Source organism: Peptoniphilus faecalis (assembly GCF_012976305.1).
Classification (GTDB): Bacteria; Bacillota; Clostridia; order Tissierellales; family Peptoniphilaceae; genus Peptoniphilus_A; species Peptoniphilus_A faecalis.
In genome coordinates, this window is record NZ_JABDSR010000006.1 from 25,116 (window position 1) to 41,614 (window position 16,499).

Below are 16,499 nucleotides of genomic sequence, written 5' to 3' on the forward strand. Positions count from 1 at the left end.
CTAGTCTATATTAAAGTAATCTGAATTTTCTATCATTTTTTTGAAAGGTATGCCTCCACCTTCATAAAATTTATTAAACATTTCTACATAAGTAAGCCTTGCTGTATGAACATAAGCTGACAAATAAGAAAGAAAGGCATTAAACAATTGGAATACCACAAAAATTACTATTGCAAATATTTTTCCAATTATATTTGAACCAAAAAGCATTCCAGCAATCATATTTATAGCAAGTCCCAAGAAAGAACCAGATAAAACTAATGCCATAAGTCTTAGGTAAGATACAAAATCTCCAAGATAAGATGAGATTCCATATAAGGAATAAATTCCCCAACCAATCTTTCCTGCCGTAGTTTTTTCTTCACGTCCTCCAGTTGCAACTATGCCAATCATTCCAAGCACCATTATTACTAATAATACCCTTCCAAAGGGTTCAACTTGTGGAAGAACTTTACTTAAAATAAATCCAATTGCACCTAGTACTGCCATGTACCAAAATCCAACATCATATAATGCATCCTTTGGTTTGCCGTCACGAATATCCATATAAGCCTTGATTCCAAGAGCAAAGAATATGTGAATACCACCTAGTATTAATGAAAGAATTATCAAAAGTGTTGAATCTTCTGCTGTATCTATTAGGCTTGGAAGCTCGATTATTCCTCCGAAGAAGGAACCAAATACAAGTCCAAATATCATTGTAGATATGGAAAGGTAATTGAAAAATTTTATAAAGTTTCTCTTTTTTTCCGTCAATTTAAAAGTTTTAAGTGCAAAAAGTGTAGCTAAAAATACTAAAAGTCCATATCCAAAATCGCCAACCATTATACCTGCAAATATAAAATAAAAGGGTGCAAAGAAAGGTGTTGGATCAATTTCATTGTACTTTGGCATTGAATACATTTCCGTCATAAGTTCAAAGGGTCTTACAAAGGAATTGTTTTTTAGTAAAATCGGAACCTTGCTTGAATTTCTATTTGCATCTTCAGCATTTAGATAATAATCATCGCCACATACTTTTTTTACTTCATCTTCAAATTTATCTAATTTTTCACTTGGAACGTAACCTTCAATTAAGTTAAGCTGCGTTGTTTTTAAAAATTTTCTCTCCGACATTATCTTAATTTTTTCATTTCGATAATATTCATAGGCAAATTTAAAATCTTCTAAATATTTTAAATAAGTCTTTAATTCTTCTTCTATGTTTTTATTATTTTCAAAAAGAAGCTCTTTTTCTCTTTCGTAGGCCTCTATCTTGTCCCTAACTTTGCCATCTGCTTTGACATTTATAGGTGTAAAACCAAATTTTGAAAATAGAGTTTTTGCCTCATTTTCCACAGATTTTTCAACTATTATGAGATAATAATAAAAGTTTTTATCCTTTGAGACCCTTTCAATATACACAAGATCATTTTTGATAAATTCACTCTCAAATTCAACCGCATAGCTTGTCGATATAGTACCTGTGTAAATGTTTACAGAATTCGTGGAATTAAGATCTTTCAAAGAAGATAAAAGATTTTCCCAAGGTTTAAGTTCACCTATTTTGGATTCGATATTTTGAATTTTGCTATTGTTTTTGTCTTTCTCATCTACAAGAGCTTTTATTTCAGAATCTATTTTTTCAAAGGGAAAAGCAATTGCTCTAGACGTAAGCTCTTCCAAGGTAATGTCTTCCACTCCCTCTTTCATTGCTTTAATAGGACTTTCCTTTTCTTTAAACTTTAGCAATAGATCAATATCATCCTTTGACCTTTTAATTTTATCGTCAATTTCTATTAAATCTTCTGAAGATCTAGGTCTTGAGAAATCATCCTCTGAAAAATCAGCATTAAAATCCGACTCTTCAATGTGAACATAATTAAACTTTTGAAATTTATTAATTAATTTCTCTCTATCTCCATCAAAGATAAAGAGTTTGAATTTTTTCATGTTAACTATTGCCATTATTCACAATCCTCTCTACCACTGACTTTACAATCTCAGCTTCTTGGTCTTTAGAAATTTTTGAAATGTCAATAATCTTCTTTTTTGCTTCTTCTCTTATTGGCAATACAGCTTCTTCTCCTTCTTCTCTTGCCCTTTCAAGAAATTCCTCTTTACTTGTCTTTGCTCTTTGAACAATGGCATCGTAGGACTCCTCTGCAATAGATTTTGCATTTTCAATAATTTCCTTAGCCTTAACTTCTGCATCGTCAATAATTTTTTTTGCCTCAGCTTCAGTGTCTTTAACTTTTTTTACTGCATCATCTGACACTAAATCACCTCCAGTGTAAAATCTTTTATAGAGTAATTATATCACTTGTTAAATTATTATTTAACAATAATCATAATAAATTTAATTTAAGTTACATTACTTAATACCCCATTAATTTATCTTTATTTAAAAAATATAAAAAAAGTGAATTTTTTTATTTTACTTTTTTAAGATTTGATTCTGTAAATTCACACAAGTGTACTAATATTTAAACAACCACTACAAAAAGTGGTTTAAAAATTATGATTAAATTTATTATTTTTTCAAAATATTTTGAAAAGCGTTCATATTGTAAATTTTTGAAACTATTAAGACTGAAAATAATTTGTCTGCATAATCCGTTATAATTTGAACTACAAAGACAATTACAAAATCTGAAATATCCATGACAGCACGAAGAGCTTGAACAATATAACTTGAACCAGCTGTTGTAACTGTACCAAAAAGATATGTTGCTATAAGTGCAGATGAAATTGCAACTGGAATAGACATAGCCGGTGTGAGATAAAATTTTGATAAAAACTTATCTCTTTTCAAAAATTTAAAGTAACCTGATGTAAATCCTACTATAATTTGTGTCGGCATAAAATAAATTGCAATTGGATCTCCTATGCTATTTGCAAATGCGGAAATTATTCCAGTCAAAATTCCAAAAGCTGGTCCAAAAGAAAAACCAGCCATTATTGTTCCAATAGAATCGAGATATACTGGAAGTTTTAATACTACGGCAAGCCATGCACTTACAGAGTTTATTGCGACACAAAGTGCAATAAAAGTGACTTTTTTTGAACTCATTTTCATATTAAATCACCTAAAATATTTTTATCTACTTTTGAATTTGTAATTATCTCTATAAATTCCGTCCACACTTCTAACAAATTCAAATCTTCATATAAAATTATATTTTTTTCTCTCTTCATGAAGTTCATTTCGTCCACCATGAGCATCCCCCTTGCAGGACCATCTGTTATGCATTCTGCACTATAAATGCTCTTCTTAAATAATTCTGGCTTTCTTTCAGCTAAAATTGTAAGTGGATCATTTATCACTGAACCAATAATTTTTTCATATTCCCAGTGAAAATCCATATAAAAGTTTGTTATTTTTTCTATAAAATTTCCCATTTCAAGATTTAATCTCTTAATATAGGATAAAATACTCGGCGTCAATACAAATTTTCTCGTAATATCAAGGGGCATTATTTCAACTTTATTGGGTGCATTTTTTATAACATAGTCTGCTGCCTCTGGGTCGACATAAAAATTAAATTCAGCGATTGGACTCATGTTCCCATAACTCTTAAAGTTTCCACCCATTATAATAATTCTAGTGTCTTTAAATGCAATTCTATCCTTTTTTAATGCTCTAGCAATGTTAGTGAGTGGCCCCAGTGCAAAAATAGTTACATCTCCCTTTTTAGCCTCTTCTACTAAAAAGTTAATTGCATCGCCATCTATCTCTTTCTCATCATATTTTAGATAAGTTTCGCCAAGACCGTCTTTTCCATGAGTATCCTCTGCGTTGATAAATTCTTTAACGAGAGGAGATTTGCTTCCCATATAGATTTTAAAATCTCGATTTAAAAATTTTGAAAGTCTAAGTACATTTTTCCTTCCCTTTTCAACATGCACATTACCTGAAACTAAAGAAATCCCAAGAATATCATATTCAATTACATTATTTGATAAAATAATTGCAATTGAATCATCAATTCCGGGATCTGCATCGATAATAATTTTTTTCATTTTAACCTCCATTTCTTTGGAGAACAATTAGTTTTTTATACTTGGAGTTCCCGAACAAGTGAAGCTTATTATACATTATTTTTTTTAAATAGACAAGTTTTCTTGTATCAAGTATAATGTAATAACCAAGTTAAAATTTTAAATAGGAGTGTTTATTATGAAAAAACTTTTTAAAATACTAATTTTATCTACAATAACTTTTACGCTTTTTGCTTGTAGCAAAAAAAATAATGTATCAAATACAAATAAAATTGAAAAAACAGAAGAAACTACAGCAAGTGCAATTAAACTAACAGAAATGCCAATTGATAATCTTGATTTTCAAACTATGGAAATAATGGATGGCAAAATCGTAAAATCAGAAGAGTTCTATAAAGATAAACCTATCACACTTGTAAATGTATGGGGAACTTTTTGTGGCCCTTGCAAAGAAGAAATGCCTGATCTAGCAAAGTTATACGAAACATATAAAGACAAGGTGAATTTTCTTGGCGTAGTTGCGGACACAAATGCCAACATGGATACAAATGTTGAAGAAGCTCAAAAAATCATAAAGGAATCAGGCGTTAATTACACAAATATAATGCCTAATCCAACTATGGAAGATAATTTAGCAAATATTACTGCAATTCCAACAACATTTTTTGTAAATAGCGAGGGAAAAATCCTTGGCGGATTTGTTGGTAAAGCTGATAAAGATGGTCTAGCAGCAACTATTGAAAAAGTTATAGAGGAAAATAAATAATAAAACAAAAGATGAGTTATAACGGACTCATCTTTTTTGTGGGATTTTTATCTCTTGTATTAATTTTATAATTATAGGCTAAAGCTTTACATATTTTTACAGACATCTATCCATTCTTTATAGTTTGAGTATTTTTCAAGTTCTTCTATTGAAAATTCAATGGCACTATTACTGCTGCCACAAGCAGGAAAAACTGTCTCAAATCTTTTTAGTGATATGTCCAAATAAACTGTTACATTTTCATTAATTCCAAAGGGACAAACTCCTCCAACTTCATGACCAATTATTTCTTCTACATTATTTTTATCTATCATCTTTGCCTTTGTTCCAAAAAATATTTTAAACTTTTTATTGTCAATTTTAACATCTCCTGCTGCTACTATTAATATTGGTTTATCCTTTACTAAAAATGAAAGGCTCTTTGCAATTCTCGCTGGCTCACAATTAAGTGCCTTTGCTGCAAGTTCCACAGTTGCACTTGATGTTTTAAATTCAATGATTTTTTCTTCAATGCCATATTTTTTAAAATAATTTTTTACCTTTTCTATACTCATTTTCCCGCCACCCTTTTAATTTTTATTATTATATCATAAATAAATTTTTATAAAAGATAAGTTGTATAAATGAAAAATTTAAAAAATTTATTATTTTAACATTTTTGATATTTGACGAGTTAAACTAAACACAAAACTATTTTAAAATTATTCTTTATATAAATGCAAAAAGTGAATTGAGTTTGATAAATATTTATTGTTATTTTTACACAAAAAACTCCATCTTATTTTAAATTTTTGAGTTTAATTTTTATTATAAAAAACTCCATCTTATTTTAAATTTTTGAGTTTAATTTTTATTATAAAAAACTCATCTTTTTTGTTAATTTTTTTATTTTGTGGGTAAACTATTGGTGATTAGGAGGCTAAAAAATGATTTATGATTATAAAGTAGAAAAACAAGATGGCAGTTTTTTGGAATTAAGAGATTTAAAGGGTAAGGTTATATTAATTGTTAACACTGCTACAAAATGTGGATTCACTCCACAATATGAAGACCTTGAAAATTTATATGAAAAGTATCACGATAAGGGTCTAGAAATAATTGACATACCTTGCAATCAATTTAAAGAACAAGCACCTGAAAGTGACTCAGAAATTACACATTTTTGTCAAATCAATTATAACATTAAATTTCCACAAATGAAAAAAGCTGATGTCAATGGTGAAAATGAAATTGAACTCTATAAATTTTTAAAATCTCAAAAGGGTTTTGAAGGTTTTGGGAAGGACCCTAAAGCAATTGCAATGTCAACTCTATTAAAAACTATTGACAAAGATTATAAAAATAACCCCGACATAAAGTGGAATTTTACTAAATTTTTAGTTAATAGAGATGGTGAAGTTGTGGCAAGGTTTGAACCAACTGAAAAGATGACAAAAATAGACGAAAAAATTGCTGAGCTAATTTAATTTCAATATAATTTTATTATGTACTTGAAGCTTCTGTATAAATCTTACAGAAGCTTCTCTTATATGCACTAAAAACAACAAAAATAAGAGCAGTTGCCTGCCCCATTTTATAAGTTTTATTTTTTTAATTTCTAATCCCATTGATTAGTCAAGAATCTTTGATACTACTCCTGATGCTACTGTTCTTCCACCTTCACGAATGGCAAATCTTAGTCCTTCGTCCATTGCTATTGGTGTGATTAGTGTTACTGTAAATGTGGAGTTGTCTCCTGGCATTACCATTTCTGTTCCTTCTTTTAGTTGGATATCTCCTGTTACGTCTGTTGTTCTGAAGTAAAATTGTGGTCTGTATCCGTTAAAAAATGGTGTGTGTCTTCCGCCTTCTTCTTTTGTTAGTACGTATACTTCGGCTTCAAATTTTGTGTGGGGATGTATTGTTCCTGGTGCTGCTAGTACTTGTCCTCTTTGGATTTCTTCTCTTTGTACTCCTCTTAGTAGTGCTCCTATATTGTCTCCTGCTTGAGCTTGGTCTAGTTGTTTTCTAAACATTTCTACACCTGTTACTACTACTTGTCTTTTTTCTTCTGTTAAGCCTACTACTTCTACTGTGTCCCCTACTTTTACTACGCCTTGTTCTACTCTTCCTGTTGCTACTGTTCCTCTTCCTGTGATTGAGAAGATGTCTTCTATTGGCATTAGGAATGGGTGTTCTGTGTCTCTTGCTGGTGTTGGAATGTATTCGTCTACTGCTTCCATTAGTTTTACGATTTTGTCTCCCCATTCTCCGTCTGGATCGTCTAATGCTTTTAGTGCTGATCCTACTATGATTGGTGTGTTGTCTCCATCAAAATCGTATTCTGATAGCAAGTCCCTTACTTCCATTTCTACTAATTCTATTAGTTCTGGATCGTCTACTTGGTCTTCTTTGTTTAGGAATACTACTATCTTTGGTACTCCTACTTGACGTGCTAGTAGAATGTGTTCTCTTGTTTGTGGCATTGGACCGTCAGCTGCTGATACTACTAGGATAGCTCCGTCCATTTGTGCTGCTCCTGTGATCATGTTCTTTACATAGTCAGCGTGTCCTGGGCAGTCTACGTGTGCGTAGTGTCTGTTTGGTGTTTCGTATTCTACGTGAGATGTGGATATTGTGATTCCTCTTTCTCTTTCTTCTGGCGCTTTATCAATGTGAGCGTAATCTACGAATTCTCCACTGCCATATCTCTTGTTCATTACAAGTGTGATTGCTGCTGTTAGTGTTGTTTTACCGTGGTCAACGTGACCAATTGTTCCAATGTTTACATGTGGTTTGTTTCTTTCAAATTTTGCTTTAGCCATTATTAATCCTCCTAAATATTAGTTTTTCTTTTTATCTCCAACTACTTCTTCAGCAATTGATGCTGGTACTTCTTCGTAGTGATCAAATTGCATTGAGTAGTTTGCTCTTCCTTGTGTGTTTGAACGAAGGCTAGTTGCGTAACCAAACATTTCTGCTAGTGGTACATAAGCTGTAACGATTTGAGCTCCAGCTACAAGCTCCATACCTTCCATTCTTCCACGTCTTGAGTTAATATCTCCGATTACATCTCCCATGTATTCTTCAGGAGTTGTAACTTCAACCTTCATCATAGGTTCAAGAAGTACTGGATCTGCTTTTGCAAGTGCATCTCTAACTGCCATAGAACCAGCAATCTTAAATGCCATTTCAGAAGAGTCAACTTCGTGATAAGAACCATCATAAAGAGTTACCTTAACATCAAGTACTTCGTATCCGCCGACAATACCTGATTTTAATGCTTCTTCAATACCTTGTTGAGTAGGTCCAATAAATTCTTTAGGAATTGCACCACCAACTACGGCATTTTCAAATACAAAACCTTCGCCTGGTTTATTAGGTTCAATTCTGATTTTAGCGTGACCATATTGTCCACGACCACCTGATTGACGAGCATATTTAGCTTCGCCTTCAGCAGCCTTCTTAATACCTTCTCTATAAGAAACTTGAGGGTTACCAATGTTAGCCTCAACTTTAAATTCTCTTAAAAGTCTATCAACAATTATGTCAAGATGAAGTTCACCCATTCCTGCGATAATTGTTTGACCAGTTTCTTCATCAGTATATGTTTTAAAAGTTGGATCTTCTTCAGCAAGTTTTGCTAATGCAAGAGCCATCTTATCTTGAGAAGCTTTAGTCTTTGGTTCAATTGCAACAGAGATAACTGGTTCTGGAAATTCCATGTTTTCAAGAATTACTAAACTCTTTTCATCACAAAGAGTATCACCAGTAGTAGTATCTTTAAGACCTACAGCTGCAGCAATTTCTCCTGCGTGGACTTCTTCAATTTCTTGTCTTTTGTTTGCGTGCATTTGAAGAATTCTTCCGATTCTTTCTCTCTTGCCCTTAGTTGAATTCATTACATATGAACCAGCTTGTAATACTCCAGAGTAAACTCTAAAGTAGGCAAGTTTACCAACATATGGGTCAGTAACAATTTTAAATGCAAGTGCTGAAAAAGGTTCATCATCTGATGAATGTCTGTCTACTTCATTTCCATCCATGTCAGTACCTATGATTGCAGGAACATCAATTGGAGATGGAAGATAGTCGATGATTGCATCAAGAAGAAGTTGAACTCCTTTATTCTTGTATGAAGATCCACAAGATACTGGAGTAATTTCAACAGCAAGTGTACCCTTTCTTATAGCTTTTTTAAGAAGCTCTTTGTCGATTTCTTCGCCTTCAAGATAAGCCATCATTAAGTCTTCATCAAACTCTGAAGCTTTTTCAATTAATTTTTCTCTATATTCATTTGCAAGGTCTAGGTATTCTTCTGGAACATCAGTAATTTCGATTTCTTTTCCTAGCTCATCCTTGTAAATTTCCGCTTTCATTTCAACAAGATCAATCATTCCAATAAATGTATCTTCAGCTCCTATTGGAACTTGAATTGGAATTGGATTGCCATGTAATTTTTTATCAATAGTGTCAACTGATCTAAAGAAATCAGCTCCTGTAACATCCATCTTGTTAATATGAGCAATTCTTGGAACATGATATTTATCTGCTTGTCTCCAAACAGTTTCAGATTGAGGTTCTACACCACTTTTCGCATCGAAAAGTGCAACTGCACCATCAAGTACTCTTAGAGATCTTTCAACTTCAACTGTAAAGTCCACGTGTCCTGGAGTATCAATAATGTTAAGTCTGTATCCCTTCCAGTGAGCAGTAGTAGCCGCAGAAGTAATTGTAATACCTCTTTCTTGTTCTTGTTCCATCCAGTCCATTTGTGCTGCACCTTCGTGAGTTTCACCTATTTTGTGAATCTTTCCAGCGTAAAAAAGAATACGTTCAGTAGTAGTAGTCTTTCCAGCATCAATATGGGCCATAATACCAATATTTCTATATTTTTCTAATGGTATTTCGCGAGCCATAAATTCCTCCCCTTATTACCATCTATAGTGAGCAAAGGCCTTGTTAGCTTCTGCTGTTCTATGCATTTCATCTTTTCTCTTAACGCTTCCGCCTAATCCATTAGATGCATCAAGTATTTCTTTTGCAAGTCTTTCATCCATAGTCTTTTCGCCTCTGGCTCTTGCATATTTAACTAACCATCTAAGTCCTAAAGTTTGACGTCTTTCCGGTCTAACTTCCATTGGAACTTGGTAAGTAGCACCGCCTATTCTTCTTCCCTTTACTTCAAGCACAGGCATTACATTATTAAGTGCCTTATAAAATATTTCAAGTGCGTCTTCTCCAGTTTGTTCTGCTATCTTTTCAAGTGCTGCATAGACAATTCTTTGAGCAGTACCTTTTTTCCCATCAAGCATAACATTATTTATAAGTTTAGTGATAACCACATCACTATAAATTGGATCAGCCATAACTTCACGTTTTTGGATATGTCCTTTTCTTGGCATAACTTCCCTCCTTAACTATTTTCAGTCGATTCATTGGTACTCAGGTTGAGCCCGTAAGCCAAAAATCTATAAATTCTCATAAAAAATTCAATCAATTTTTAGGTTTTTTAGTACCATATTTAGATCTAGATTGCTTTCTGTCTGTAACTCCAGCTGTATCAAGAGTACCTCTAACAATATGGTATCTAACACCTGGTAAATCCTTAACTCTTCCACCACGGATTAAAACAACACTGTGTTCTTGTAAGTTGTGTCCGATTCCTGGAATATAAGCCATAACTTCGTATCCATTTGTCAAACGAACTCTGGCAACTTTTCTAAGAGCTGAATTCGGTTTCTTAGGTGTTACTGTTCTTACTGCAACACATACTCCTCTTTTTTGTGGAGAATTAACTTCAGTTTCAACTTTTTTAAGTGTGTCATAATTTACATCAAGAGCTGGTGACTTAGATTTACTGTGAATTTTCTTTCTACCATTTCTTACTAATTGGTTAATTGTAGGCATTAATTGCACCTCCTATTTTAATAATAGCATTAGACATTTCAAAGACTACCTAGTATCAGGTAGCCTTTTCATCTCAAATACTCATCAATTTTACCATTACAAAACAATTAAGTCAATAAAAAATATGAGAAATTCGCCAAATTCTCATATTTTTTTAAATTATTTTAAGTTTTAACTCCTTATAATTTTTTTATCCTAAATTCTGTCTAAATAAAAATCAAATCTATTAATGTTTATAAAATTATAAATACTAAAGAAAATAAAAATTAATAAAAATAAAATTTGAAAACTAATAAAAGTTTTTCTGTAATTATCTTTTTCTACAAAAATTTTAGAAAGTAATTTTTTTGATAAATAATAGCTAAGCCACAAGATAACTAATATACAGCATGACAAAACAATTGAAAACTCAATTTTTTTAAAGGAATTGATTTTATGACCATCTTCAAGTGTCATAAAAAATATTAGTTGATAAATTATAAGAATAGCTTGTGCAATAATTGTTGTTATTTTATAAAGTCTTGGGTCGTCTTTGTACTTATTTTTCAAAATATCTTCTGTGTAAGTTCTGTAAACAAAATATGCTACAAGACCAAAAACTGCTAAATATATATATGGCTTATTTTGACTAAAAACAATGCCAATCCAAAAAGACATCATAGTAAAAGCATATATGTAGTTTTCCACTATAACGCTACTTTCAATTTCTATTCCTTTTTTTTCTTTATATCTATAAGTTAATGGAATTATTGAAGATATAAGTATGGCTGGTATAAAAAATAATAAAATTAATGATTCCATAATTCCTCTCCTGGTATTTCTTGATGATTTTCTCTTTCTACATAAAAATCAAAACGGCTGGCATTTTTTATGTTGTAGGCACTTCCTAAAGCAAATATTAAAATCAAGATAATCTCTGAAATAATAAAAGCCCTTTTCCAAATATCTCTTTTAAATAAAATACTTTTTAAAATTCTCATGTCTAAAATTATTTTAATGTAGGTTAGAAAAAAGATTGAAATTATTAAAATTTTTTGAAAGTCACTTTTATTGTATCCAAAAATAGTATCCCCATCTTTTAATTCTAAAAAGCTAAGGCTTGCTATTAATATAAAAGATATGGAAATAAATAAAATCCTCCACTTAGGCTCATTTTTATTTTCCAATAACTTCTTTCCCCTTAAGCTATCTGTGTAAAGTTTATAAATAACCCAAATCACAAAATATACGAACATACTGATAATAATTATGAGACCAATATTTTGATAAATGTCAGAGTAATATTCTAAGATTAAAAAATTTGTTATTAGGAAGGAATATATTATGTCATTCTCAGAATCTTTTTCTTCTTTCTTATTTTCTCTTATGTAAATAAAAGTGACTAAGGCTGACGCAAAAATTGCCACTAATACATATATTGTTAAATCACTCATTAATTCACCTCAAAAATCTTTTATTAATAAATAAAAACTTTTCTTTCTTAATTTATTTTAGCACCCCCATAAAATTTTAAAGAAGTTAAAAATTTAAAAATCAATGCCCAGATTTTTTAAGTTATCTTCAAGAGAAAATATTCTTTTACCATCTTTACTTATTTCTGACTTTGAATAAATTAAAGAATTAATAATAGATTCTTCCACTGATTCTGCACAAGCTTTAAATACTTCATCTAATAAATCTTCTCTTAAAATTCTTATATCTTCAAAAGTATTATCTTTAATTTTATTGGCAGTGGAAAAAGCTATGGCAATATCGCCAGAACCATGACCCAAGAAAGATCCAACATTTCCTAGACCAATTGCAGATCTCTTGGCTACTCTTTTTAACTGCCTTGCACTTAGAGGTATATCTGTTGCAATTATTATAATAATTGAACCCTTGTCTTTTCCCTCTTTTTTTTCCTTAGATTTTAAATACATTTGGCGACCAATTTCTCTATTTCCTATCTTTAAATCTTTTATCTTTCCAAAATTTGAAAGAACAAGACTACCAAGTGTATAATTTTTTCCCTTAATTTCAATAATTCTTGAAGATGAACCAATACCACTTTTTAAATTAAAGGAAATCATACCAGTTCCAGCTCCAACTGATCCTTCTTCAAAATCTTCAGAAATATTTTCAATTGCTTCAAGTACATTTTTTTCTTTTACATGAAGCCCTCTCATGTCGTTTATTACTCCGTCATTGCATTCAGTAACAATAATATTTGGAGCACCGCTTTTATTTCCCACATCTTTGTATTTATCAATCATCCACTTCATAGATGAATTTAAAACTTCTCCAATACTCATAGTGTTTGTCATAAAAATTGGAGACTCAAGTGTGCCAAGTTCATCAAGTTGAATTAAACCCAGGCTTTTTCCATAGCCATTAATTATGTAAGATGCTCCAATTAGTTTTTCTTTAAAAATATCGCCACCATGGGGCATGATGCAAGTAACTCCAGTTTTTATTTTGCCATCATTAATTGTAGAGTGCCCAACTCTAATGCCCTCAACATCTGTTATTTTATTTAAAGGACCCTTTTTCCTATCAGTAAAAATTTTCAAATTATCACTCCTTATAAGTGAATTATATCAAATAAATTATTTTTTATCTTATATAATAAATTATTTTTTAAACATTTAAAAACAAGCAATATAAAATTTGTTTTATATTGCTTGTTTTCGATATAGAAAGATGATTTACATAAAGGCAAACTAAATTTTTAATTTACCAACCTGCTGGTAAAATGCCTAAAGTTCCTAATATTGCATATATTATAGTTCCACCATACAACACAATAATCATTAGTTGAATAATTGGACTTGCAAGTTTTCCGCAATTCCAAATAGGTTCTATTTCTCCATATTTTCTAGCATTGTTTACCATAAATATTGGTAATATTGCCATAATAGCTGCAGCGAAAGTTCCTGAAAAATAAACTGCATCTATAAAACTTACCATTCCTGTTACAGTTAAGAAAAATGGAATGCCAAGAACTACAACCATAATTGGAAGTCTAATTTTTATATCTGTATCACTTTTTAGTTTAAAAAAGTCTACAATATTTGATATTAAAGTTTGTGTTATTGGACAGAAAGAAGTAAACATAGCCATTAATGCAAATATGTTAGCAGTAAAAAATGCCCATTGTCCAATTGCTTTACCCCATGTTATAGTTGCTACTTGTTCAATTTCGTTTGCTGGTGCTACTATAAAAGTTCCCATAGGAATCATAATTAGTAGTACCGCTACTATTATTTGTCCTATTAAAAGAGATGGTGCTAATTTTTTTGGATCATGAGCAAGTCCTCTTGCTAAATCAGGAACTAGGTATTGACCTATATAACTAAATGCAGCAATATTAAATATAGGAATTGCATATTTCCAGTTTTGATTTACTAATCTAGAAACATCAGAACTAGAAGCCATAAAACTAGCTACAGTTAAAATTAATATTAGTGCTACCATCAATATTGACATATATTTACTTGCAATACCAACAGCTTTTAAACCTTTATAAGTAATAATTGCTGAAGGTATAAGAAAAATTAAAGTTCCCATCCATACAGGCACATTTATCAACTGAGATATTATACTTCCACTTCCATTAAAATATGCTATTAAGCAACTCAGGGAGTTTATAACTACAGCTAAAAAAACTAAAATCCTACCCAAACTACCAACATATTTGTCAGCCAAACCTGGCAATTGAATCATTTTTTTTGTTCGTAAAGTTGCTTCGGCTACATAATACATTGATATTAATGTTAAAATACCTGATACTACAAGCCAGAATGTAATAATTGGAAATCCGCCTAATCTTGCAGAATAAGCTGTTCCTAATGCTCCAGATCCAATTCCACATCCTACTACGGCAAAAACAACTTCAGCAAAGGTCAATTTCTGTATTTTTAAAGCGCCTTCTTCATATACATTATTCATTTCATTGTTTTCATTTTTCATATAATTCACCTCAGAATTTATCTTTAGCTTCTATAGAAAATAGTTCGTCTTTAAAATCATTAATATAAGGTATGCGACTTCTTATTTCAATAATTTTATCCAAGTCAATTTCTGAAATTAATAACTCTTCTTTATCCCTTGAAGCTTGAATTACTACCTCGCCATCTGGACCAACTACCATTGAGCTTCCACATAGGTTTTCACCAACAGCATTAGCTCCTGCCATATAAAGTAAATTAAATAATGCATTGCCACATAGGTCCACATGCCATCTTCTTTCAGCAGGAACTGACCAAAAAGAGCAGTTAACTATAAGCTCAGCTCCCTTTAGCATTTCAATTCTTGCTGGTTCAGGATGCTCCATATCATAACAAATAAGCATACCAATTTTACCTAATTTTGTATTAACAACAGGTAACCTTCTTCCTTCTCTGAACTTTAATTTTTCTTGTCCCCAGGCATAAAATTTTCTCATGTTTTCTAAAACGTTACCATCATCATCAACAAAAATTACAGAATTATACATTCTTCCTATGATTTTTTCATCTGCTTCTGGATAGCCACACATTACATGAATTCTATGCTCCTTAGCTTTCTTGCGTATAGTTTGTACAAAGGGTCCTGAAATTGGTTCTGCAAGAGACTGTAATTTTTCAGAAGATAATGAATAGCCTGAATAAGCGAGTTCAGGAAAAATTACTATGTCACATTTTTCTTCTGATGCTTCTTTTATCATTTTAATGATTTTATTTAAATTAGCTTCCGTATCACCATAAATTTGTTCAAATTGTCCTATAGCAATTTTAATTTTTCTTTTTTTCATTACCAATCATCCTTTCCATGTAGTAATAGGATGTTATGGACTATAGTCCATAACATCCAGTGTTAAAAATATTAAATACTAACAATTAAGATTATTTATCTCCTATTGCAACAACTTTTCCATCTTTAACAATTAGTTCATCGTCAAATGTTATAGTAGGATTATACATAACCATATCAATGTGAACTGTTGACATAGCTGGTTGACCATAGTAAAATCCATTACCCATAGCAATATGACAAGTACCTCTTGCTTTCTTTTCTTCTTCAAAGTCTCCATTAAATAGACAAGCAGGGTTTAATCCAATTCCAATTTCTGCAATATTATCACTATCTTTAATTTCTGCAATTTGTCTTCTTATTTCTCTACAAATTTTAGGATCTCCACTTACTACATCAACGATTTTACCGTTTTTAATTTCTAATTTAACTGGTTCAGTTGGATTTCCATAGTAGCATATGGGACCATCAACCATTAAAATACCATTAGTAGTTCCTACAACAGGTCCTAAAGAAACTTCACCATCACTCCAAGCCATTGCATCTCCTGGGTTTCTTGCAATTCCACATTCGATAATTGGTTCCATTTGGTTCATTTCCATAGTTAGGTCAGTTCCAGCAGGAGTAGTTACATGTGCGAACTTCTTTCCTCTCCAAACTTTTTGTAACGCTAAACCATCTTCATAAAGTTTTTCGTAGTCTGCTAAAGCTCCTCCTCTTGTGAAGTTGTCAACATTTCTTAAGCATATAGATACTTCTCTAAGACTTTTTTCTTTTATAAGTTCCTTTAATCTGTTATTATAAATAGCTGCACCTGAAGCAGTCGTCATTCCAACAAAAACATCACATTTATCCATAGCTAATTCCAAAGTTTTGGGGAAAATAGTTGCTTTATCTTTATCTCTAATTGGCATCATAAACACGCCATATTCAGCTCCTAAAGAACTAGCTGCACCAGCCATTGCATTCACCATTCTCATATCAGTTTGTGGATCAGTAACAATTAGAACTTCTTCACCTTTTTTAACTGCCATTAAATCTCCTAAAATATAATTAGCTCTTTCGATACATTCAACAATTCTATTATCCATTT

Annotated in this window: 17 protein-coding genes; 2 read left to right on the top strand and 15 right to left on the bottom strand. The window is 31.3% G+C overall.

What is annotated here, in order from left to right; translation table 11 throughout:
* The 4 genes from HKO22_RS05070 to HKO22_RS05085 all read right to left on the bottom strand — a co-directional run bounded on the left by HKO22_RS05070 (position 1) and on the right by HKO22_RS05085 (position 4,002).
* Positions 1 to 1,947: a V-type ATP synthase subunit I gene (locus HKO22_RS05070; RefSeq protein ID WP_169968997.1), complete on the bottom strand. Its 1,947-nt coding sequence runs from the start codon at positions 1,945 to 1,947 to the stop codon at positions 1 to 3.
* Positions 1,934 to 2,257 (bottom strand): hypothetical protein, encoded by a 324-nt coding sequence (locus tag HKO22_RS05075; protein WP_075659118.1) that lies wholly within the window; start codon positions 2,255 to 2,257, stop codon positions 1,934 to 1,936. Before HKO22_RS05075 ends, HKO22_RS05070 begins: the two co-directional genes overlap by 14 nt.
* 255 nt (positions 2,258 to 2,512) lie before the next feature.
* A complete protein-coding gene (locus HKO22_RS05080; protein WP_169968999.1) occupies positions 2,513 to 3,058 on the bottom strand; it encodes an ECF transporter S component in 546 nt (181 codons plus the stop codon).
* Positions 3,055 to 4,002 (bottom strand): nucleoside hydrolase, encoded by a 948-nt coding sequence (locus HKO22_RS05085; RefSeq protein ID WP_169969001.1) that lies wholly within the window; start codon positions 4,000 to 4,002, stop codon positions 3,055 to 3,057. The genes HKO22_RS05080 and HKO22_RS05085 overlap by 4 nt, the downstream gene beginning before the upstream one ends.
* Positions 4,003 to 4,159: 157 nt before the next feature.
* On the opposite strand from HKO22_RS05085, the gene HKO22_RS05090 reads away from it, so the two are divergent.
* The gene (locus HKO22_RS05090; protein ID WP_169969002.1) at positions 4,160 to 4,747 is read left to right on the top strand and encodes a TlpA family protein disulfide reductase; all 588 of its coding nucleotides are present in this window, start codon (positions 4,160 to 4,162) and stop codon (positions 4,745 to 4,747) included.
* A gap of 86 nt (positions 4,748 to 4,833) precedes the next feature.
* Here the strand turns inward: HKO22_RS05090 and HKO22_RS05095 are convergent, their stop codons facing one another.
* Positions 4,834 to 5,301: a YbaK/EbsC family protein gene (locus tag HKO22_RS05095; RefSeq protein ID WP_075659122.1), complete on the bottom strand. Its 468-nt coding sequence runs from the start codon at positions 5,299 to 5,301 to the stop codon at positions 4,834 to 4,836.
* Between the two features lie 372 nt (positions 5,302 to 5,673).
* Here HKO22_RS05095 and HKO22_RS05100 point away from each other — a divergent pair, with 372 nt between their 5' ends.
* Positions 5,674 to 6,213, top strand: coding sequence for a glutathione peroxidase (locus HKO22_RS05100; protein WP_169969004.1), 540 nt, complete (start codon positions 5,674 to 5,676; stop codon positions 6,211 to 6,213).
* 144 nt (positions 6,214 to 6,357) lie between these two features.
* On the opposite strand, the gene tuf is transcribed toward HKO22_RS05100, so the two are convergent.
* From tuf to HKO22_RS05150, 10 genes are all read right to left on the bottom strand, one after another.
* The gene (tuf, locus tag HKO22_RS05105; RefSeq protein ID WP_075659124.1) at positions 6,358 to 7,551 is read right to left on the bottom strand and encodes an elongation factor Tu; all 1,194 of its coding nucleotides are present in this window, start codon (positions 7,549 to 7,551) and stop codon (positions 6,358 to 6,360) included.
* Positions 7,552 to 7,569: 18 nt separating this feature from the next.
* A complete protein-coding gene (gene fusA / locus HKO22_RS05110) occupies positions 7,570 to 9,645 on the bottom strand; it encodes an elongation factor G (protein WP_075659125.1) in 2,076 nt (691 codons plus the stop codon).
* 15 nt (positions 9,646 to 9,660) lie between these two features.
* Complete coding sequence (rpsG, locus tag HKO22_RS05115; protein ID WP_075659126.1) at positions 9,661 to 10,131, bottom strand: 30S ribosomal protein S7; 471 nt, start codon at positions 10,129 to 10,131, stop codon at positions 9,661 to 9,663.
* A gap of 91 nt (positions 10,132 to 10,222) precedes the next feature.
* Positions 10,223 to 10,636 (bottom strand): 30S ribosomal protein S12, encoded by a 414-nt coding sequence (gene rpsL / locus HKO22_RS05120; protein ID WP_019124174.1) that lies wholly within the window; start codon positions 10,634 to 10,636, stop codon positions 10,223 to 10,225.
* Positions 10,637 to 10,831: 195 nt separating this feature from the next.
* Complete coding sequence (locus tag HKO22_RS05125; RefSeq protein ID WP_169969006.1) at positions 10,832 to 11,437, bottom strand: hypothetical protein; 606 nt, start codon at positions 11,435 to 11,437, stop codon at positions 10,832 to 10,834.
* Positions 11,425 to 12,069 carry a hypothetical protein gene (locus tag HKO22_RS05130; protein ID WP_169969008.1) on the bottom strand — a complete coding sequence of 215 codons (645 nt, stop codon included), beginning with the start codon at positions 12,067 to 12,069 and terminating at the stop codon, positions 11,425 to 11,427. Before HKO22_RS05130 ends, HKO22_RS05125 begins: the two co-directional genes overlap by 13 nt.
* 93 nt (positions 12,070 to 12,162) lie before the next feature.
* A complete protein-coding gene (locus HKO22_RS05135) occupies positions 12,163 to 13,185 on the bottom strand; it encodes a P1 family peptidase (RefSeq protein ID WP_169969010.1) in 1,023 nt (340 codons plus the stop codon).
* Between the two features lie 163 nt (positions 13,186 to 13,348).
* Positions 13,349 to 14,584 carry an aromatic amino acid transport family protein gene (locus tag HKO22_RS05140; protein WP_169969013.1) on the bottom strand — a complete coding sequence of 412 codons (1,236 nt, stop codon included), beginning with the start codon at positions 14,582 to 14,584 and terminating at the stop codon, positions 13,349 to 13,351.
* A gap of 10 nt (positions 14,585 to 14,594) precedes the next feature.
* Complete coding sequence (locus HKO22_RS05145; RefSeq protein WP_169969015.1) at positions 14,595 to 15,407, bottom strand: carbon-nitrogen hydrolase family protein; 813 nt, start codon at positions 15,405 to 15,407, stop codon at positions 14,595 to 14,597.
* Between the two features lie 91 nt (positions 15,408 to 15,498).
* Positions 15,499 to 16,497: an aminopeptidase gene (locus tag HKO22_RS05150; protein ID WP_169969017.1), complete on the bottom strand. Its 999-nt coding sequence runs from the start codon at positions 16,495 to 16,497 to the stop codon at positions 15,499 to 15,501.
* Positions 16,498 to 16,499 lie beyond the last annotated feature (2 nt).